Annotated in this window: 16 protein-coding genes; 13 read left to right on the forward strand and 3 right to left on the reverse strand. The window is 69.8% G+C overall.

What is annotated here, in order from left to right; translation table 11 throughout:
- The first annotated feature begins 34 nt into the window (after positions 1 to 34).
- Genes gltX through ACIQ6S_RS04785 form a run of 3 tightly spaced genes read left to right on the forward strand, consistent with a single transcriptional unit; the run spans position 35 to position 3283 of the window.
- Positions 35 to 1444, forward strand: a complete 1410-nt coding sequence (gltX, locus tag ACIQ6S_RS04775; protein WP_397607356.1) for a glutamate--tRNA ligase — start codon at positions 35 to 37, stop codon at positions 1442 to 1444.
- Between the two features lie 28 nt (positions 1445 to 1472).
- The gene (locus ACIQ6S_RS04780; protein ID WP_297867227.1) at positions 1473 to 1982 is read left to right on the forward strand and encodes a Fur family transcriptional regulator; all 510 of its coding nucleotides are present in this window, start codon (positions 1473 to 1475) and stop codon (positions 1980 to 1982) included.
- Positions 1979 to 3283 carry a succinylglutamate desuccinylase/aspartoacylase family protein gene (locus tag ACIQ6S_RS04785; RefSeq protein ID WP_397607357.1) on the forward strand — a complete coding sequence of 435 codons (1305 nt, stop codon included), beginning with the start codon at positions 1979 to 1981 and terminating at the stop codon, positions 3281 to 3283. Before ACIQ6S_RS04780 ends, ACIQ6S_RS04785 begins: the two co-directional genes overlap by 4 nt.
- An 82-nt stretch (positions 3284 to 3365) precedes the next feature.
- Here ACIQ6S_RS04785 and ACIQ6S_RS04790 read toward each other — a convergent pair whose 3' ends face one another.
- Positions 3366 to 5435, reverse strand: a complete 2070-nt coding sequence (locus ACIQ6S_RS04790) for a TonB-dependent receptor (protein WP_397607358.1) — start codon at positions 5433 to 5435, stop codon at positions 3366 to 3368.
- Between the two features lie 83 nt (positions 5436 to 5518).
- Between ACIQ6S_RS04790 and ACIQ6S_RS04795 the strand changes: the two genes are divergently transcribed.
- The 3 genes from ACIQ6S_RS04795 (at position 5519) to ACIQ6S_RS04805 (ending at position 6969) form a co-directional block, all read left to right on the forward strand.
- Positions 5519 to 6037 (forward strand): MerC domain-containing protein, encoded by a 519-nt coding sequence (locus ACIQ6S_RS04795; RefSeq protein ID WP_397595623.1) that lies wholly within the window; start codon positions 5519 to 5521, stop codon positions 6035 to 6037.
- The gene (locus tag ACIQ6S_RS04800; protein ID WP_297866804.1) at positions 6030 to 6212 is read left to right on the forward strand and encodes a 30S ribosomal protein THX; all 183 of its coding nucleotides are present in this window, start codon (positions 6030 to 6032) and stop codon (positions 6210 to 6212) included. The genes ACIQ6S_RS04795 and ACIQ6S_RS04800 overlap by 8 nt, the downstream gene beginning before the upstream one ends.
- 145 nt (positions 6213 to 6357) lie before the next feature.
- Positions 6358 to 6969, forward strand: coding sequence for a hypothetical protein (locus tag ACIQ6S_RS04805; protein WP_397607359.1), 612 nt, complete (start codon positions 6358 to 6360; stop codon positions 6967 to 6969).
- A gap of 6 nt (positions 6970 to 6975) precedes the next feature.
- Here the strand turns inward: ACIQ6S_RS04805 and hutI are convergent, their stop codons facing one another.
- Entirely contained in the window at positions 6976 to 8199 is a 1224-nt protein-coding gene (gene hutI / locus ACIQ6S_RS04810) for an imidazolonepropionase (protein ID WP_397607360.1), read from the reverse strand.
- An 81-nt stretch (positions 8200 to 8280) separates the two neighbouring features.
- On the opposite strand from hutI, the gene ACIQ6S_RS04815 reads away from it, so the two are divergent.
- Positions 8281 to 9600 carry a formimidoylglutamate deiminase gene (locus tag ACIQ6S_RS04815; RefSeq protein WP_397607361.1) on the forward strand — a complete coding sequence of 440 codons (1320 nt, stop codon included), beginning with the start codon at positions 8281 to 8283 and terminating at the stop codon, positions 9598 to 9600.
- Here the strand turns inward: ACIQ6S_RS04815 and ACIQ6S_RS04820 are convergent.
- Positions 9564 to 10709 (reverse strand): hypothetical protein, encoded by a 1146-nt coding sequence (locus ACIQ6S_RS04820; RefSeq protein ID WP_397607362.1) that lies wholly within the window; start codon positions 10707 to 10709, stop codon positions 9564 to 9566. The genes ACIQ6S_RS04815 and ACIQ6S_RS04820 overlap by 37 nt on opposite strands.
- A gap of 187 nt (positions 10710 to 10896) precedes the next feature.
- Between ACIQ6S_RS04820 and ACIQ6S_RS04825 the strand changes: the two genes are divergently transcribed.
- The 6 genes from ACIQ6S_RS04825 to ACIQ6S_RS04850 are packed head-to-tail and all read left to right on the forward strand — an operon-like array spanning position 10897 to position 16651.
- Positions 10897 to 13674, forward strand: coding sequence for a monovalent cation/H+ antiporter subunit A (locus ACIQ6S_RS04825; RefSeq protein WP_397607417.1), 2778 nt, complete (start codon positions 10897 to 10899; stop codon positions 13672 to 13674).
- Positions 13671 to 14021: a Na+/H+ antiporter subunit C gene (locus ACIQ6S_RS04830; protein WP_397607363.1), complete on the forward strand. Its 351-nt coding sequence runs from the start codon at positions 13671 to 13673 to the stop codon at positions 14019 to 14021. Before ACIQ6S_RS04825 ends, ACIQ6S_RS04830 begins: the two co-directional genes overlap by 4 nt.
- A complete protein-coding gene (locus tag ACIQ6S_RS04835; RefSeq protein ID WP_397607364.1) occupies positions 14018 to 15568 on the forward strand; it encodes a monovalent cation/H+ antiporter subunit D in 1551 nt (516 codons plus the stop codon). Before ACIQ6S_RS04830 ends, ACIQ6S_RS04835 begins: the two co-directional genes overlap by 4 nt.
- Complete coding sequence (locus ACIQ6S_RS04840; RefSeq protein WP_397607365.1) at positions 15568 to 16050, forward strand: Na+/H+ antiporter subunit E; 483 nt, start codon at positions 15568 to 15570, stop codon at positions 16048 to 16050. The genes ACIQ6S_RS04835 and ACIQ6S_RS04840 overlap by 1 nt, the downstream gene beginning before the upstream one ends.
- A complete protein-coding gene (locus ACIQ6S_RS04845; protein ID WP_297866794.1) occupies positions 16047 to 16319 on the forward strand; it encodes a K+/H+ antiporter subunit F in 273 nt (90 codons plus the stop codon). The genes ACIQ6S_RS04840 and ACIQ6S_RS04845 overlap by 4 nt, the downstream gene beginning before the upstream one ends.
- Positions 16316 to 16651 carry a Na+/H+ antiporter subunit G gene (locus ACIQ6S_RS04850; RefSeq protein ID WP_397574133.1) on the forward strand — a complete coding sequence of 112 codons (336 nt, stop codon included), beginning with the start codon at positions 16316 to 16318 and terminating at the stop codon, positions 16649 to 16651. The genes ACIQ6S_RS04845 and ACIQ6S_RS04850 overlap by 4 nt, the downstream gene beginning before the upstream one ends.
- Positions 16652 to 16707: the final 56 nt, after the last annotated feature.

Below are 16707 nucleotides of genomic sequence, written 5' to 3' on the forward strand. Positions count from 1 at the left end.
CCGGCGCGTTCCCGTTTCCGACCCGGCCGCACCCATGACCTGTCGCACCCGCTTCGCGCCCAGCCCCACCGGTTACCTGCACATCGGCGGCGCCCGCACCGCGCTCTACTGCTGGCTGGAATCGCGCAGCCGCGGCGGCCAGTTCGTGCTGCGCGTCGAGGACACCGACCAGGAGCGCAGCACGCCGGAAGCGGTGCAGGCGATCCTCGACGGCATGGCTTGGCTGGGGCTGAACCCCGACGAGGGCCCGATCTACCAGACCCACCGCCTCGAGCGTTACCGCCAGGTGGCCTCGGAGCTGGTGCAGGCCGGCAAGGCCTACTACGCTTACGAGACCAAGGACGAGATCCAGGCCGCGCGCGACGCCGCGATGGCAGCCGGCATCAAGCCGCGCTATTCGGGCAAGTACCGCACCGAGAACGCGCCCTACCGTGACGACCCGAACCGCGTCATCCGCTTCCGCAATCCGGAAGGCGGCAGCGTGGTCTTCCACGACGCCGTGAAGGGCCGCATCGAGTGGGCCAATGCCGAACTCGACGATCTGGTGATCGAGCGCTCGGACGGCTTTCCGACCTACAACTTCGCCGTGGTGGTCGACGACCTCGACATGCAGATCACCGACGTGATCCGCGGCGACGACCACGTCAACAATACCCCGCGCCAGATCAACATCTACGAGGCCCTGGGCGCCAAGGCCCCGCGCTTCGCCCACCTGCCGATGATCCTTGGGCCCGACGGCACCAAGCTCTCGAAGCGCCACGGCGCGGTGAGCGTGATGCAGTGGCGCGACGACGGCTACCTGCCGCACGCGCTGCTGAACTACCTCGTGCGCCTCGGCTGGAGCTACGGCGACCAGGAGATCTTCTCGATTGCCGACATGGTGCGGCTGTTCCGCGTCGAGGACGTCAACCACAGCGCCTCGCGCTTCGACCGCGACAAGCTCGACTGGCTGAACCAGCACTACTTCAAGACCGACGATCCCGCCGCGACCGCCGCGCACCTCGAATGGCACCTGCGCGACCAGGGCATGGACCCGACCCGCGGCCCGAAGACGACCGAGGTCGTCGTGGCGCTCGCCGAGCGCTGCAAGACCCTGAAGGAAATGGCCGAGCGCGCCCGCGTCTGGTACGCGCCGCTCGCCGAGTACGACAGCGCCGCCGTCGACAAGCACCTCGTCGAGGGCGCCGCCGCGCCGCTGGCCGACGTCCGCACCCGCATTGCCGCGCAGGCCGACTGGTCGCCTGCCGCCGTGCAGCAGAGCCTCGCCGACACCGTGGCGGCGCTGGGCATCGGCATGGGCAAGCTGGCGCAGCCGCTGCGCGTGGCCATTACCGGCACCCAGGTGTCGCCGTCGATCGACCACACCGTCTACCTCGCGGGTCGCGACGAGGCGTTGAAGCGCATCGACGCCGCGCTGCAGAAGATCGCCGACCGCGCGCCCTGACCGCGGGCTTCGCGCTAGGCTGTCGCCCATGGCCACGGAACGCCCGCACGCCCACGCCGACCATGACTGCGCCCACCCCGAGCTGCACACGCACGGGGCGGGCGAGTTCGTCCTTGCCGTCGAGAAGGCCTGCCGCGAGCGCGGCCTGAACCTCACGCCGATCCGCGCCGAGGCCCTGAAGCAGATCGCCGAAGCCGGCAAGCCGGTGAAGGCCTACGACCTGTTGGAGCGCATGCGCGGCGGGCCGGGCGCGTCGGCGCCGCCGACGGTCTATCGCGCGCTGGATTTCCTGCTCGAGAACGGCTTCATCCATCGCCTCGTCTCGATCAACGCCTTCCTCGCCTGCCACCACCCGCTGGCCGGGCACGTGGTGCCGATCCTCATCTGCAAAGCCTGCGAGAGCGCGCAGGAGCTCGAGGACGAAACGTTGGCTGCGCAGCTCGATGCGCTCGCTCGCGCGCAGCGCTTCGAGCCGGCCTCGTCCTACCTCGAAGTGCTGGGCGTGTGCGCGCGTTGCGCCGGGAAGGCCGCGGAATGAGGCCGGTCACCGGAGGCGCGCTCGGCACCGCGTCGACCTTCCGTCTTCGCATCGCCGTGTTGGCCGCCCTCGCCACCCTGGCGGCGGCGATGCCGCTGGCGGCCGCGCCGCAGGATTTCCCCGCCGAATCGCCGCGCGCCGCCACGCCGGTGGGTCCGAAGCCACCGCCGTTGATCGCCGCGCCCACCTCGCCGGACGACGAGGCCACCGGCGAGCTGATCACGCCGTTCCAGATGCTCGACCGCTTCGTGCTGCCCGGCACGCGCCAGCGCCTCTCGTGGCGCCCGCCGGACGGCATCGGTCGCGGCGAGCTGCCCAGCCCCATCACTGTGCTGCACGGTGCCAAGCCGGGCCCGGTGCTCTGCCTGATCGCCGGCATCCACGGCGACGAGTTGAACGGCATCGAGGTCGCGCGTCGCATTGGCGACGAAGTGGACGCCACCCGGCTCAACGGTACGCTCGTCGTGGCGCCGATCGTCAACGTCTTCGGCTTCACCCGGAACAACCGCTACCTGCCCGACCGCCGCGACCTCAACCGGCACTTCCCCGGCACGCGCAGCGGCAGCATCGCCTCGCGGCTGGCGCACGGGTTCTTCAACGACATCGTGCGGCGCTGCGACGCGCTGGTCGACTTCCATACCGGTTCGTTCCAGCGCAGCAACCTGCCGCAGATCCGCGCCGACCTCACCAACCCCGAGGTGCTGGAGTTCACTCGCGGCTTCGGCAACACCCTCGTGCTGCACAGTCCGGGCACCCGCGGCATGCTGCGCCTCGCCGCGGTGGGCACCGGCATCCCGGCCGTCACTTTCGAGGTCGGTGCGCCACACTTCCTCGAGGAAGAGCACATCGCGCCCGCGGCCGATGCCATCCGCGCGCTGATGCACCGCATGGCGATGCTGGAGTCGGAAGAGCATGCCGGCGACGACGCCGATGCCACGCCGATCTACCAGGATTCGAGCTGGGTGCGCACCAATGCCGGCGGCTTCCTCTTCAGCGAAGTGCAGCTCGGTCAGACGGTGAAGCCGGGCCAGTCGCTGGGCTACGTCGTCGATCCGATCACCAGCCGTCGAACCGAGATCCTCGCGCCGTTCCCCGGGCGCATCCTCGGCATGTCGCTGAACCAGCAGGTTCTGCCGGGCTATGCGGCCTTCCACATCGGCAAGCTCAGCGGCGAGCAGCAGGCGGTGGCCGATGCCGCTGAAGCGCTCGCGCGCCGCCAGCCCGAAGCCGAGGACATGGACGAGGATCCGTCCGAACGCCCGGACGCCGAGTCCGGCACCGAGGAAGAGCGCGAGGAGTAAGGCGCTCGCGTGTTCCCGGCAGGATGAGCAAAGAAAAACCCCGCCGGAGCGGGGTTTTTCTTTGCCAGGTTGGCGCGGAGGATCAGAAGAACACGCGGAGGCCGGCGCTGAAGTTGCGGCCCATCAGCGGGGCCACGTCCTTCAGGAAGGACGTATGCAGGCGGGCTTCCTCGTCGGTGAGGTTGCTGCCCTGCACGTAGGCTTCCCAGCCGAAGGTCTGCGTGTCCCAGTGGTAGGCGACCTGCGCATTGACCAGGGTGAAGCCGTCCGTCGCGGTCTCGCCCGCGGCCACGTCGTCCTGCGAGCGGTAGCGCACGGCACCGAGGCCGGCGCGCCACGCGTCGAGGCTCCAGCCGAGGTCGAGGCCGAGGCGGCCCGGAGCGATGCGCGGCAGGTTGCCGCCGGCATCCAGTTCAGCGCTCACGCCGTCGGCGAAGCCGCGCAGCGTCCACGTGCCGTTCGCGGCCTCGGCCAGCGTGACGGTGCCTTCGATCTCCCAGCCGCGGAACTCGGCGTCCGCCTGCGTCCACACGCGCACCGGCAGGTCGTCGATCTCGAGGCCGGTGTCGGCGAGGTAGATGAAGTCGTCGAAGCGCGTCTGGTAGATCGCGGCGCGGCCCTCGAAGCGGTCGCCGTGCAGGTGCACGCCGAACTCGGCGCGGTCGGCCGTCTCGGTGTCGAGGAACGGGTCGCCGATCTCGTAGGTCGAGGTGGCGACGTGCGTGCCTTCGGCGAACAGTTCCTCGGCGCCCGGCGCGCGCTCGGCGCGGTCGAGGTTCAGCGTCAGGTGCCACAGCTCGGCCGGGGCCCAGCGCAGGCCGATCGAGCCGCTGTTGGTGTCGAAATCACGCTCGACGAGCCCGTCGACCATCCCGACGTCGATGCGGTCGTGGCGCGCGCCGAGTTCAAGCTTGAAGGCGCCGAATTCGCGCTCCTGCATAACGAACAGGCCGCGGTCGCGGCTGGTGCTGGCCGGAACGAAGGCCTCGTCGCCGAGGGCTTCGAAATCGCGGTCGCTGTACTGCAGGCCGACGGCGCCATTCCAGCCCCAGATCTCGTTCTGCACGGCTTCAAGGCGGGCTTCGCTGGCTTCGTTGATGAAGCGCGTGCCGATCTCGGCGCCTTCGAACTCGACGTGCTCGTACTCGTTGAACGTGGCGTGCAACGCAACCTGCTTCAGCGGGCCGAGGTCGTTCACGCCGAAGCGGACGTCCGAGCGGTCCTGGTCGAGTTCGATGCGGACGCCGCCTTCTTCCTCGCCGCCGTGGGCATGGCCGCCCGGGATGCCGTAGTCGGTGCCGTAGTTCGACAGCGCGCCGCCGAAGAAGACGCGGTCACCGATGTAGGCGAAACCACCGGCCAGCGAGCGGCTGTTGGTGGCCGAGTTTTCCAGCGTGCCGCGCTCGAAGTTCGCCGGGTTCTCGCCTTCGGCGATTTCCTCGGCGCGGTAGTCGGCGGAGTAGACGTAGTCCGGCACGTCGATGTCGGCGGTGTCGCGCAGCAGGCCATCGATGTGCCATGCCCAATTGCCGCTGCCGCCATCGAGGCGGACCAGGCCAGCCTTCTCGTCGTTGCCCGTGCCCGTGCGCAGCTCGGCGCGGCCGGAAACGAAGCGCTCGCTGCGCTCGGTCGGGATGCGGTGGTCGACGACGTTGACGGCGCCACCGATGGCGCCATTGCCGAAGAACAGGTTGGCGGGACCCTTCAGCACTTCGATGCTGTCGGCGAGGAAGGGCTCGATGGAGACTGCGTGGTCGACGCTGACGGTGGAAACGTCCAGCGTGGACAAGCCGTTCGCCAGCACCGAGACGCGCGCACCGTCGAGGCCGCGGATGATCGGGCGGCCAACGCCGGGGCCGAAGTGGCTGCTCTGGACGCCGGGCAGGGAGGCGACCGTTTCGCCCAGCGTGCCGCTGCGGCGGTCGTCGAGGGCGACGCCGGCGAGGACGTCGACCGGACGCGCGAGTTCGTCGAGCGCGGTGTCGAGCGGACTGGCAGTGACCTTCACCTCGTCGAGCTTGCGGGCTTCCTCGCGTGCGGCCTGCGTGGCATGCGGATGGGACGCGTCGGCGGCGAAAGCCGGTGCGGCAAGCGCGGCAGCGACGGACAGGGCGAGGGCGGAACGCACAAGCGATCGGGTCATGAACGGCATCCGGGTGGAGTGGGGTAGTGAAACGGGGGTTTAACCCCTGATGTTATAGTATTGCGTCTCTAGCTCAACCCGTCCCGGAAGTCATGCCGCGCTCCCTCCCTGCTACGAACCCGTCCGCGGAAGCGCGCGGGCGCTGGTACGACCGGCTTGGCGCGACGGCAGCCACCCTGTGCGCGGTGCATTGCGCCGTCCTCCCGCTGGCCATGGCCTTTCTCCCGGCACTCGGCCTCGAGTTCCTCGCCTCGCACGCGTTCGAGGGCTTCTTCCTGGCCTTCACCACCGTGTTCGCCGTGCTTTCCGTGGGCCACAGTCTTCGCGCGCACGGCCGCTTCTTTGCCTGGCCGCTGCTGCTCACCGGGCTGGCGATCCTGTTCGCGGAGCGCTTCGTCCCGGCGATTCACGACCATGCCCTGCTGCATGCGCTGACGATGACGACGGCGGGGACGCTCGTGGCGGTAGCGCACTTGCTGAACCTGCGCCTCGCGCACGGGCAGGCGGCCGAGGTCGCCTGTGAAGCCCATGCGCATGCCCATGACGCTGGTGCTACACTCCCGCCCCTTTCCGATCAACCCCACAAGCATTCAGGAGTGTCCCATGGGTAAGGGTGACCGCAAGACCGCCAAGGGCAAGCGCTACAACGCGTCCTATGGCAACGCCCGTCCGCACCAGTCGGTCGTCAAGGCCGGCACGACGGCCGTGAAGGCCGCCCCGGCCAAGGCGCCGGCCGCGAAGAAGGCCCCGGCCAAGAAGGCTCCGGCCAAGAAGGCTTCGGCCTGATCGCCACGGGCCGGGCCCCGAGCCCGGCCGGATGCGGCGCCTGCTCCTAGGTGCCGCCATGAACGCCCCGCCTCGCGCGGGGCGTTTGCGTTGAGGGGAAACGGTTCCTAAAGTCGCCGGCACCCCCCTCGCACGGAGACTGCCGATGACGCGCTGGACGATGCTTTCGATCACCACACTCGCCCTGTCCGGCCTCGTGGCCTGCGGAGGCTCGCCATCGGGCGATTCGTCGACCGCCGCTCCGGAGGCGGATGTGGCAGCCGCCCCGGCCGCCGCCGTGGTCGATCCCGAATTCGAACAGCTGAAATCGGTGACGCCGGTGGACGCCTGCGCCTGGCTGCCGGCGGAGAAGCTGGCCGCGGTCTACCCGGATCTGGTGTTCGAGCTGGTGCAGAAGGTCGAACCCCGCATCAGCGGCTACGTGTGGGACTCGCGCTGCACCTACAACGCCGGCGTCGGCACCATCGAGTTCGCCAAGAACGCGCCGACCCACACCGTGGAAATCTTCGTCGCGACGCCGGTTTCGGAGGCGAAGGCCCTCGCCAACCTGGCCTCGCGACGCGAACTTGCCGCCACCACGATGAATTTCCAGCCGCAGCCTTCGCTGGGTGAGCAGGCTTACAGCACCAGCGAAACCGGCGTGGGCACGATCTACTTCGTCAAGGGCGCGAGCGAAGTGCAGATCAACGTTTCCGAACTCCGCACGCCGAATCCCGAGAAGATCCAGAAGGCGATCACCCTCGCCCAGTCGCTCTGAGGGCGATCAGGCGCCGTTCGCGGGCACGCGGCGTCCGGCGGACCAGAGCGCCGCCGGCCTCATGGCGCCCAGCCAGTAGCAAAGCTCGGCCGGGTGCCGCACTGGCCACAACGCGAGGTCGGCGCGCAGGCCGGCGGTGATGCGCCCGCGGTCGGTCAACCCCAGCGCGGTGGCGGCGTGGTGGGTCGCGCCGCGCAGGGCTTCTTCCGGCGTCAGGCGGAAATGCGTGCAGGCCAGCGACATCGCGAGCGGCAGTGAGCGCAGGGGCGAGGTGCCCGGATTCAGGTCGGTGCTGACCGCCATCGGCACGCCGTGGCGTCGGAACGCTTCGATCGGCGGCTGCTTCGTTTCGCGCAGGCAGTGGAAGCTGCCCGGCAGCAGCACCGCCACCGTGCCGGCCGCGGCCATCGCCGCGACGGCGTCCTCGCTGGTGTATTCGACATGGTCGGCCGACAGGCCGTGGAACGCGGAGACCAGCGCGGCACCGCCGCCGTCGCTGAGCTGGTCGGCGTGCAGCTTCACCGGCAGGCCCAGCGCCCGCGCGGCCTCGAAAACGCGGGTGGTCTGCGCGGCGTCGAAGCCGATGCGTTCGCAGAAGGCATCGACGGCGTCGACGAGCCCCTCGGTCTCCAGCGCGGGCAGCCAGTCGACGAGCGAGGCCACGTAATCGTCGGCGCGGCCGGCGTATTCCGGCGGCACGGCGTGGGCGCCGAGGAAGGTAGTGCGGATCGTGATGCCGAGCACCTCGCCGATGCGCCGCGCGACGCGCAGCATTTTCGCTTCGTCGGCCAGCGTCAGGCCGTAACCGGACTTGATCTCCAGCGTGGTGCAGCCGCTCGCCACCAGCGCTTGCGCGCGTGGCAGCGATTCGCGGAGCAGCGCATCCTCGTCGGCGCCTCGCGTGGCACGCACCGTCGAGAGGATGCCCCCGCCGGCCTTCGCGATGGCTTCGTAGCTCACGCCGTTCAATCGCTGCTCGAATTCGCCCGCGCGGTCGCCGGCGAACACGAGGTGGGTGTGGCAGTCGATGAGCCCGGGTGTGAGCAAGGCCTGCTGGCCGTCGACCGGTTCGAGGCCACGATGCTCGTCGGCCAAGGCGTCGAGCCGCCCGGCCTGCGCGATGCGGCCGTCGACGACCGCGACGGCGGCGTCTTCGATGGGCGCATAGGCTCCGGTGCCGTCGAGCGTGACGAGGCGGATGTTGCGCAGCAGGAAGGTCGAATGCGCCACGATGGAGTTCGATCGATGCGGAAGTCGCGAGCATACCGGCGCAGGCTTTAGCATGTGGGCCTCCCGACGCGAGCCGATCCGATGACCCTGCTGCAGGCCGATGCGCTGTTCGATGGACGCCAGTGGCGCACCGATGCCGCGCTGACGGTCGATGTCGCTACGCATGCGGCCTGGGTGGTGCCGGGTATCGCCAACCTGCATTCGCACGCCTTCCAGCGGGCGATGGCGGGCCTCACCGAGCGCCAGCAGTCGGACGCCGACAGCTTCTGGACCTGGCGCGAGTGGATGTATCGCTTCGCGGCCACGCTGTCGCCGGACGACGTGCATGCCATTGCCCGCCAGCTCTACATCGAAATGCTGGAGGCCGGGTTCACCAGCGTGTGCGAGTTCCACTACCTGCACCACGACGTCGACGGCCGGCCCTATGCGCGGCCGGCGGCGATGGCCGAGGCGATCCTCGCCGCGGCGCAGTCCGTCGGCCTCCGCCTCACCCTGTTGCCCGTGCTCTACCAGCGCGGCGGTTTCGATGGCCGCGCGCTCTCCGAGCGCCAGCAACGCTTCGGCCATGGCACCGATGCGTTCGTGCGCCTCGTCGACGACCTGCGCCGTGCGTCATCGGCGACGCCGGGCGTGCGCGTCGGCGTGGCCTTCCACAGTCTCCGTGCCGTGACGCTACCGACGATGCGCGAGGTGCTCGCCGCCCTCGACGAGCCGGGGATGCCGGTGCACCTGCACATCGCCGAGCAGCAGGCGGAAGTGGCCGATGGCTTGGCGACGCACGGCCGGCGCCCGGTTCAGTTGCTGCTGGACGAGATGCCGGTCGATTCGCGATGGACCCTGGTGCACGCGACGCACCTCGATGAAGCGGAAGTCCATGGCGTCGCCGCCAGCGGCGCCAACGTGGCCATCTGCCCGACGACGGAAGCGAACCTCGGGGATGGCCTGTTCCCGCTGCGTGCCTTCCTTGCGGCGGGCGGGCGCTATGGCGTCGGTTCGGACAGCCATGTGTCGGTGTCGCCCATCGAGGAGCTGCGCTGGCTGGAGTACGGCCAGCGGCTGGTGGAACAGAAGCGCAGTCGCGCCCTGCTGGGCCCGGGCAGCAATGCCGAAGCCATGCTGCGCGCCGTCGCGGCCTCGGCGGCGGCATCGACCGGACAGGCCGTCGGCGTGCTCGACGCGAGTTCGGCCGTGGACGCGCTGGTGCTCGATGCCGAGGCGCCGGCGATGGTGGGCGCCACCTACGAGGACGTGCTGGATCGCTGGGTGTTCTGCGGCAACCGTCCGCTGGTTCGCGATGTCTTCGTGGCGGGGCGGCGCGTGGTGGCCGAGGGCCGCCATCCGCAGCGTGAATCGGCGGCCGCCGCTTACGCAGCCACGCTGCGCCGTCTGCTGTCGGCCTGAGCGCCGCGCACCAGCGCCTGTCCGGCGGCGATGACGTCGCTGAGCACGCCGGCAGCGGTGATGTCGGGCCCCGCGCCCGGGCCGCCCAGCCACAGCGGCCGTTCGTGCTGTAGATCGGTCTCGATGCGCACGAGGTTTTGCCCGGCGGGCAGGGTGGCGAAGGGCGAGGTGGCGTCGAGCTCGCGCAGGGCGATGCGCGCGCCCGACGCATCGACTTCGGCGAGGATCGTCCAGCGCGTGCCCGCCGCCTTGGCGCCGGCGATGCGCGCGGCCCAGCGAGCGTCCTCGGCGTCGAGATGCGCGGCCCAGTCGTCGGGATGGGTGGCGGCGCACTCGGCGAACGGCGTCACCGACACCTCGTGCGGCTCGAGGGCGAAGCCGGCTTCGCGGGCCAACACCAGCAGCTTGCGCACGAGATCGTCGGCACGCAGGTCCTCGCCGGCGTCCGGCTCGGTGTAGCCGAGCGATTGCGCTTCGGCGAGCGCGGCGGAGAAGCGCTGGCCGCCATGCAGGCGCTCGAGCAGGAAGCTCAGCGAGCCGGAGAGCACGCCCTGGATGGCGCGCACGCCCTCGCCGCGCAACGCGAGGTCGCGCAAGGGGCCAAGGATCGGGATGGCCGCGCCCACCGTCGTTTCGAAGCGATACGGGGCGCCGCTGGCCGCGGCGGCCCGCTGGATCTGACGGTAGAACGCGAGCTCGCGGGCGTTCGCACGTTTGTTGGCCGTGGCGATGCCGAGGCCGCTGGCGAGCCACTCGGGGTAGCGGGCCGCGATGGCGTCGCTCGCCGTGCAGTCCACCACCAGGGCCGGCGCCTGCCGCGGCGACTGCAGGTGCGCGAAGAGGGCCTCGATGGCGTCCTCGCGGCGCGGCTTCAGGGTGGCGTCGAGCTCCGTGGGCGCGAGGCCTTCGAGGTCGTAGGCGAACCCCCGGCGGTCGAAAGCGGCGAGCAGTCGAAGGTCGATTCCCGCGCGCCGGGCGATGGCGGCGTGCTGTTCGGCCAGGCGCCGGCGGAACGCGCTGCCCACCTGTCCCCGGGCACCGATCAGCACGAGGTCGAGACGGGAGGCCGGGCGGGTGCCCGACGGGGAGGGGAGGCGGGAGAGCGGCATCGCGGGTGCTCCAGATATCGTTCAATCAAGATGAAGCGATATATACACCTCGTCCACTGACGATTTGGCATAAGCGGCGTCCGCCCCTCGGCACGCAGGGCCGAGTCCGGTTCACGCCCGATGGACCCGGTGGTTCAAGGTCGCAGGCATAATTTTCACTTTGTTGAATGGACGGCTCGCCGTGCTCCTGCCTTTCCTCCTCGCCTCGCCCTTCGTCGCCGCCTTGTTGCTCGCGCTGATGCCGCGGGCCGGCCGCGCGATGTCGGCGGCGTTGGCCGGCGGTGGCGCGGTCCTGGGCCTCGTGGCGCTGTTCGCGCTGGCCCCGGCGGTGTTCGGTGGCGAGGTGCCGCGCTTCTCGGCCCCTTGGCTGCCGGAGATCGGCCTCGCGTTCTCGCTGCGACTCGACGGCTTCGCGTGGATGTTCGCCTTGCTGGTGCTGGGCATCGGCGCGCTGATCGTCCTCTACGCCTACTGGTATCTCGCCGACGACGACCCGCCGCAGCGCTTCTTCGCCAGCCTCGCCCTCTTCATGGGCGCGATGCTCGGGGTGGTGGTCGCCGGCAACCTGCTGCTGCTGGTCGTGTTCTGGGAGCTCACGTCCATCGCGTCGTTCCTGCTGATCGGGTTCTGGAATGGCGAGCGCGCGGCGCGGCGCGGTGCCCGTATGGCCCTCGCGATCACCGGCGCCGGTGGGCTCGCACTGCTGGCCGGCGTGCTGATGATCGGCCGCATCGTTGGCAGCTTCGAACTTGACGTGGTGCTGGCCTCGGCCGCGCAGATCCAAGCCCATCCGCTCTATGTCCCGGCGCTGCTCTGCGTGCTGTTGGGCGCGTTCACGAAATCGGCGCAGTTCCCGTTCCACTTCTGGCTGCCGCACGCCATGGCGGCGCCCACGCCGGTCTCGGCCTACCTGCACTCCGCCACGATGGTGAAGTGCGGCGTGTTCCTGCTGGCGCGCCTGCATCCGGCCCTGGCCGGCAGCGACGAGTGGTTCCTGATCGTCAGTAGCGTCGGTTTGGCCACCTTGCTCATCGGCGCCTTCATCGCGATGTTCCAACAGGACCTCAAAGGGTTGCTGGCCTACTCGACCATCAGCCACCTCGGCCTCATCACCCTGCTGTTCGGCCTGGGCACCGAGATGGCCCTCGTGGCCGGCGTGTTCCACATCCTCAACCACGCCACCTTCAAGGCCAGCCTGTTCATGGCGGCCGGCATCATCGACCACGAGACCGGCACCCGCGACTTCCGCCGGTTGAATGGCCTGGCGAAGTACATGCCAATCACCGCGGCGCTGGCCATCGCCGCGTCCCTGGCCATGGCCGGCGTGCCGCTGTTCAACGGCTTCCTGTCGAAGGAGATGTTCCTCACGGAGACGTTGAACGTGCCGACGGTCGCCGGCCTCCACCTGCTGATCCCCGGCCTCGCGGTGCTGGCAGCGGCGTTCTCGGTGGCCTACTCGATCCGCTTCATCCATGACGTGTTCTTCGGCGGCGAACCGAAGTGCGTCAAGGGCACGCCGCACGAGCCGCCGCGCTTCATGCGTGTGCCGGTGGAGGTGCTGGTGCTGATCGTGCTGGCCGTGGGCCTGCTGCCGAACCTCACCATCGGCGAGCTGCTGGCCGTGGGGGCGCAGGGCGCGCTCAACGCCCCATTGCCGGAATACAAGCTTGCGATCTGGCACGGATTCAACGTTCCGTTGCTGATGAGCGTGATCGGACTCGTGGGTGGCGTAGCGCTGTGGGCCTTCCTGCACCGCATCGGTGCGCTGCGCGCCGACCCTCGCGCTTCGTTCGGAAAGCGTGCGTTCGACGCCAGCCTCGACCTGCTCGTGGCCGGTGCCGGACCCATAACCCGCGCATTGGAGAGCGGCCGCCTCCCGGCCTACCTCGGTTGGACCTTGGCGGCGACGGTCGCTGCTGGCGCGGTGGCCTTCGCAGGCGAAGGCGCTTTCGGTGCGCGCGAGACGCTGCCCGCCGGGCCGGGCGCCTGGGCACTGTGGGTGGTGGTCGTCATCGCGACGCTCGCGGCGGCGTTCGGCTTCCGCCAGCGTCTGCTCGCGGTGCTGGTCGTCGGTGCCATCGGCCTCGCGGTCTCGCTGGCCTTCGTGTTCCTGTCGGCGCCGGACCTGGCGTTGACCCAGTTGATGGTGGAAACGCTGTCGATCCTGCTGATCCTGCTGGCCTTGCGCTACCTGCCTCAGGCCTCGCCGCCGGAGCGTGCGCCGTTGCGAAAGGGCCTCCACGCCGCGCTGGCCCTTGCGGGCGGCGGCATCGTCGGCGCGTTGGCCTACGCGATGATGACCCAGCCGGTGGCGTCGATCTCGGAGTACTTCCTGCGCACCAGCCAGAGCGAAGGCGGTGGGCTGAACGTGGTGAACGTGATCATCGTCGACTATCGCGCGCTCGATACGCTCGGCGAAATCGCGGTCGTGGGCATCGCCGCGCTGATCATCGCGGCCCTGTTGCGGAACGCGCGTCCGCAGCCCGAGGTCGCCGTCCCGGCATTGCCCGAGGCGCCTTCGCTGATGCTGCAGCTGGTGGCGCAGTGGCTGTTGCCGCTGGGCCTTGCGGTCTCGCTGTACTTCTTCCTGCGCGGCCACAATGCGCCGGGCGGCGGCTTCATCGCTGCCCTGGTGTTGGTCGGCGTGGTGTTCCTGCAGGCCATGGGCGGCGGCCGCGCGTTGGCCGAGCGGCAGTTCCGCAACGACTGGACGGCGTGGATCGGCGTCGGGCTGCTGTTCGCGGCCGTCACTGGCCTTGGCGCCTTCGCGTTCGGCCATCCCTTCCTCACCAGCAGCACGCCCTATGTCGAACTGCCGATCCCGGTCGTTGGCGAATGGTTGGGCAAGGTGCCGTTCGCCAGCGCCATGGGCTTCGACACCGGTGTCTACGTCACGGTGGCGGGTGCGCTGCTGCTGGTGCTGTTCCTGCTGACCCGCCTGCATCGCCCGGAGGGCAAGCGATGAGCCTTGAATTCCTGTTCGCCTCGGGCATCGGCGTGCTGGCCGCCGGCGGCTTCTGGCTGCTCCTGCGCGCCCGCACGTTCGATGTGATCCTCGGGCTCACCCTGTTGTCCTACGCCGTGAACCTGTTCCTGTTCGCGGCGGGGCGATTGGCGCCCGGGCGCACGCCGCTGTTGAAGGACGGCGTGGCGCCGCTGCTGGCGAACCACACCGACCCGCTGCCGCAGGCGCTGGTGCTGACGGCCATCGTCATCAGCATGGCGATGACGGCCGTGATGCTGGTGATGGCGATGCAGGCGCGCGTGGCCAATGCCACCGACCATATCGACGGCCGGGAGCCGCGCGCATGAGCGGCATGGCTTCGCACATCGCCGTGCTGCCGGTGGTCGTGCCACTGCTCACCGGCGCAACGCTCGTGGTGTTGCATCGCTCGCCGCTGGCTTTCCGCCGCGCCCTGTCGCTGATCGCGACGCTGATGCTGGGCCTCGTGGTGCTGGGCCTCGGCCTCGCCGTCGAGCACCAAGGGCTCGTGGTGTACCAGGTGGGCAATTGGCCCTCGTTCGCCGGCATCGTGCTGCTCGCCGATCGGCTCGCGGTGCTGATGCTCGGCCTGCTGGTGCTGCTCGCCTTCGCGAGCCAACTCTTCGCCGGTGGCGGCGACGATGCCCGCGGTGCCCATTTCCACGCGCTGTTCCAGTTCCAGTTGATGGGCCTGTGCGGCGCCTTCCTGACGCACGACCTGTTCAACCTGTTCGTCTTCTTTGAGGTGTTGCTCGCGGCCAGCTACGGCCTGCTGCTGCACGGGCAGGGTGGCGAGCGCCTGCGGCAGGGCCTGCACTACGTGGTGTTGAACCTGGTCGCGTCGGCCCTGTTCCTGTTCGCCGTGGGCGTGCTGTACAGCGTGCTGGGCACGCTGAACATGGCCGACCTCTCCGCGCGGATCGCCACTCTGCCCGAGGCGCAGCGCCCGCTGGTCGAGGCTGGTGGTTGGCTGCTGCTGATCGTCTTCGCGTTGAAGGCCGCGCTTCTGCCTCTGTACTTCTGGCTGCCGCGAACCTACGCCTCGGCCTCGGCGCCAGCCGCGATCCTGTTCGCGATCATGACCAAGCTCGGCATCTACGCCGTCATCCGCGTGTACGGCCTGTTGTTCGGCGCCGACGCGGGGACGCTCGCCGGCTTCGTGCAACCGCTGTTGTTCTGGGCGGGTGCCGGTACGGCCACGCTTGCCGCGCTGGGTGCGCTGGCATCGCCCACGCTGCGCGGCCTGCTCGGGTATCTCGTCGTCGGATCGGCCGGCGTGCTGTTCATGGCGCTCGGCCTCGGCACCGACGTGGCGCTGGCCGCCGGGCTGTACTACCTGGTGCATTCGACGCTCGTGGCGGCCGCGTTTTTCCTCCTGGGCGATTGGGTGCGTCGCCATCGTGACGGTGGCGATGCGCTCGGACGCGTGGCGGCAATGGCGCGGCCCGCGTGGCTGGGCGGCTTCTTCTTGGTGCTGGCGATGGCCGCCGCGGGCCTGCCGCCGTTCGGTGGCTTCCTCGGCAAGAGCCTGCTGCTCGCCTACGCCGTGCCTGAGGGCGTGACCATCGTGCTGTGGAGCGTGGTCCTCGGCACCAGCCTGCTGAACCTGCTCGCCCTAGCGCGGGCCGGCAGCCGGCTGTTCTGGCAGACGCCGGCGGTGGCGACCGCCCGCAACGCCGCGCCCCAGCCGCCGTCGCCCGCCCTCGGCGAACGCGTCGCTATGCTGGTGCTGGTCTTCGGCCTCATCGTCACCACCGTGATGGCGTCCGACCTCACGCGCTACGTGGCCGGCAGTGCGGCCCAGTTGTCCGATCCCGCCACCTATCGCGAGGCCGTGCTCGGCCGCGATCCGCTGCCCACGACGGTGCCCCGCTGATGCGCGCCTTGATTCCCCATCCCGTCAGCAGTCTTGCCGTCGCGGTCCTGTGGCTGTTGCTCAATGGCCTGTCGAACGGCCAACTCGTGCTCGCCGTGCTGTTCGCGCTGGCGCTGCCGCGCCTGTTGCCTGCGCCGGCGATTCCTTCGCCGCGCCTCGCCGCACCGGTGGTCGCCGCCAAGCTGGCGCTGGTCGTGCTCTACGACATCGTCAAGGCCAACCTCGAGGTTGCCGTCCGCATCCTCGGCCCCGAATCGCGCATCCGCCCGACCTTCGTCTGGGTGCCGCTCGACATCGCCTCGCCGCAGGGCATCGCGGTATTCGCGTCCATCATCACGATGACGCCGGGCACGCTGAGCTGCGAAGTGAGCGAAGACCGGCGCTGGCTGCTCGTGCATGCCTTCCATGCCGATGACGCTGAGGCCGTCGTTGCAGACGTGAAGTCGCGCTACGAGGCGCCGCTGAGGGAGATTTTCCGATGATCACCGCCACCGTGCTGCCCTGGGTGGGCGGCGCCTTCGCCGTGGCCCTGCTGCTGGCGTTCTTCCGCCTGCTGCGTGGGCCGTCCCTCGTCGATCGGGTACTCGCGCTGGACACGCTGTACGTCAACGCGCTCGCCCTGCTCATCGTGCTCGGCATCGCGCTGGGCGACCCGGTGTACTTCGAGGCCGCATTGCTGATCGCGGTGTTTGGCTTCGTCGGTACCGTGGCGGCGTCGCGCTACCTGCTGCGCGGGAGTGTCGTCGAATGAGCCCGATGCCGTTCTGGTTGGATGTGGTCGTTGCGGCCTTGCTCGTGGCCGGCGCGGCCTTCGCGCTGGTCGGTGCCTGGGGCCTCGCCAAGCTTCGCGACTTCATGAAGCGTCTCCACGGGCCGACGAAGGCCAGCACCCTCGGCATCGGCCTCTCGCTGATTGCCTCGATGGCTTGGTTCGCCTGGCATGGTGGCTTCACCGGCCGGGAGTTCCTGGTGACGCTGTTCGTGTTCCTCACGGCGCCGGTGTCGGCGCACCTGCTGGTCAAGGCGGCCATGCGCAGCGAACCGTCGGCGGTGCCGCCGCGGCGGCCCGAAGCGCGCGACTGAGGCGGGCCCGCCGGTCCGGTCGAGGTGGCGGGCGCGCTCGCCTACAATCGGCGCCT

It is taken from the genome of Silanimonas sp. (assembly GCF_044377035.1).
In the GTDB taxonomy this organism is placed as follows: domain Bacteria; phylum Pseudomonadota; class Gammaproteobacteria; order Xanthomonadales; family Xanthomonadaceae; genus Silanimonas.

Coding starts and splice junctions, on each gene's coding strand:
- ACIQ6S_RS04815 (WP_397607361.1), top strand. CDS start 8,281: ATGACCCTGCTGCAGGCCGATGCGCTGTTCGATGGACGCCAGTGGCGC.
- ACIQ6S_RS04795 (WP_397595623.1), top strand. CDS start 5,519: ATGCCGCGCTCCCTCCCTGCTACGAACCCGTCCGCGGAAGCGCGCGGG.
- ACIQ6S_RS04840 (WP_397607365.1), top strand. CDS start 15,568: ATGCGCGCCTTGATTCCCCATCCCGTCAGCAGTCTTGCCGTCGCGGTC.
- ACIQ6S_RS04845 (WP_297866794.1), top strand. CDS start 16,047: ATGATCACCGCCACCGTGCTGCCCTGGGTGGGCGGCGCCTTCGCCGTG.
- gltX (WP_397607356.1), top strand. CDS start 35: ATGACCTGTCGCACCCGCTTCGCGCCCAGCCCCACCGGTTACCTGCAC.
- ACIQ6S_RS04800 (WP_297866804.1), top strand. CDS start 6,030: ATGGGTAAGGGTGACCGCAAGACCGCCAAGGGCAAGCGCTACAACGCG.
- ACIQ6S_RS04790 (WP_397607358.1), bottom strand. CDS start 5,435: ATGCCGTTCATGACCCGATCGCTTGTGCGTTCCGCCCTCGCCCTGTCC.
- ACIQ6S_RS04785 (WP_397607357.1), top strand. CDS start 1,979: ATGAGGCCGGTCACCGGAGGCGCGCTCGGCACCGCGTCGACCTTCCGT.
- ACIQ6S_RS04850 (WP_397574133.1), top strand. CDS start 16,316: ATGAGCCCGATGCCGTTCTGGTTGGATGTGGTCGTTGCGGCCTTGCTC.
- ACIQ6S_RS04820 (WP_397607362.1), bottom strand. CDS start 10,709: ATGCCGCTCTCCCGCCTCCCCTCCCCGTCGGGCACCCGCCCGGCCTCC.
- ACIQ6S_RS04780 (WP_297867227.1), top strand. CDS start 1,473: ATGGCCACGGAACGCCCGCACGCCCACGCCGACCATGACTGCGCCCAC.
- ACIQ6S_RS04835 (WP_397607364.1), top strand. CDS start 14,018: ATGAGCGGCATGGCTTCGCACATCGCCGTGCTGCCGGTGGTCGTGCCA.
- ACIQ6S_RS04830 (WP_397607363.1), top strand. CDS start 13,671: ATGAGCCTTGAATTCCTGTTCGCCTCGGGCATCGGCGTGCTGGCCGCC.
- ACIQ6S_RS04805 (WP_397607359.1), top strand. CDS start 6,358: ATGACGCGCTGGACGATGCTTTCGATCACCACACTCGCCCTGTCCGGC.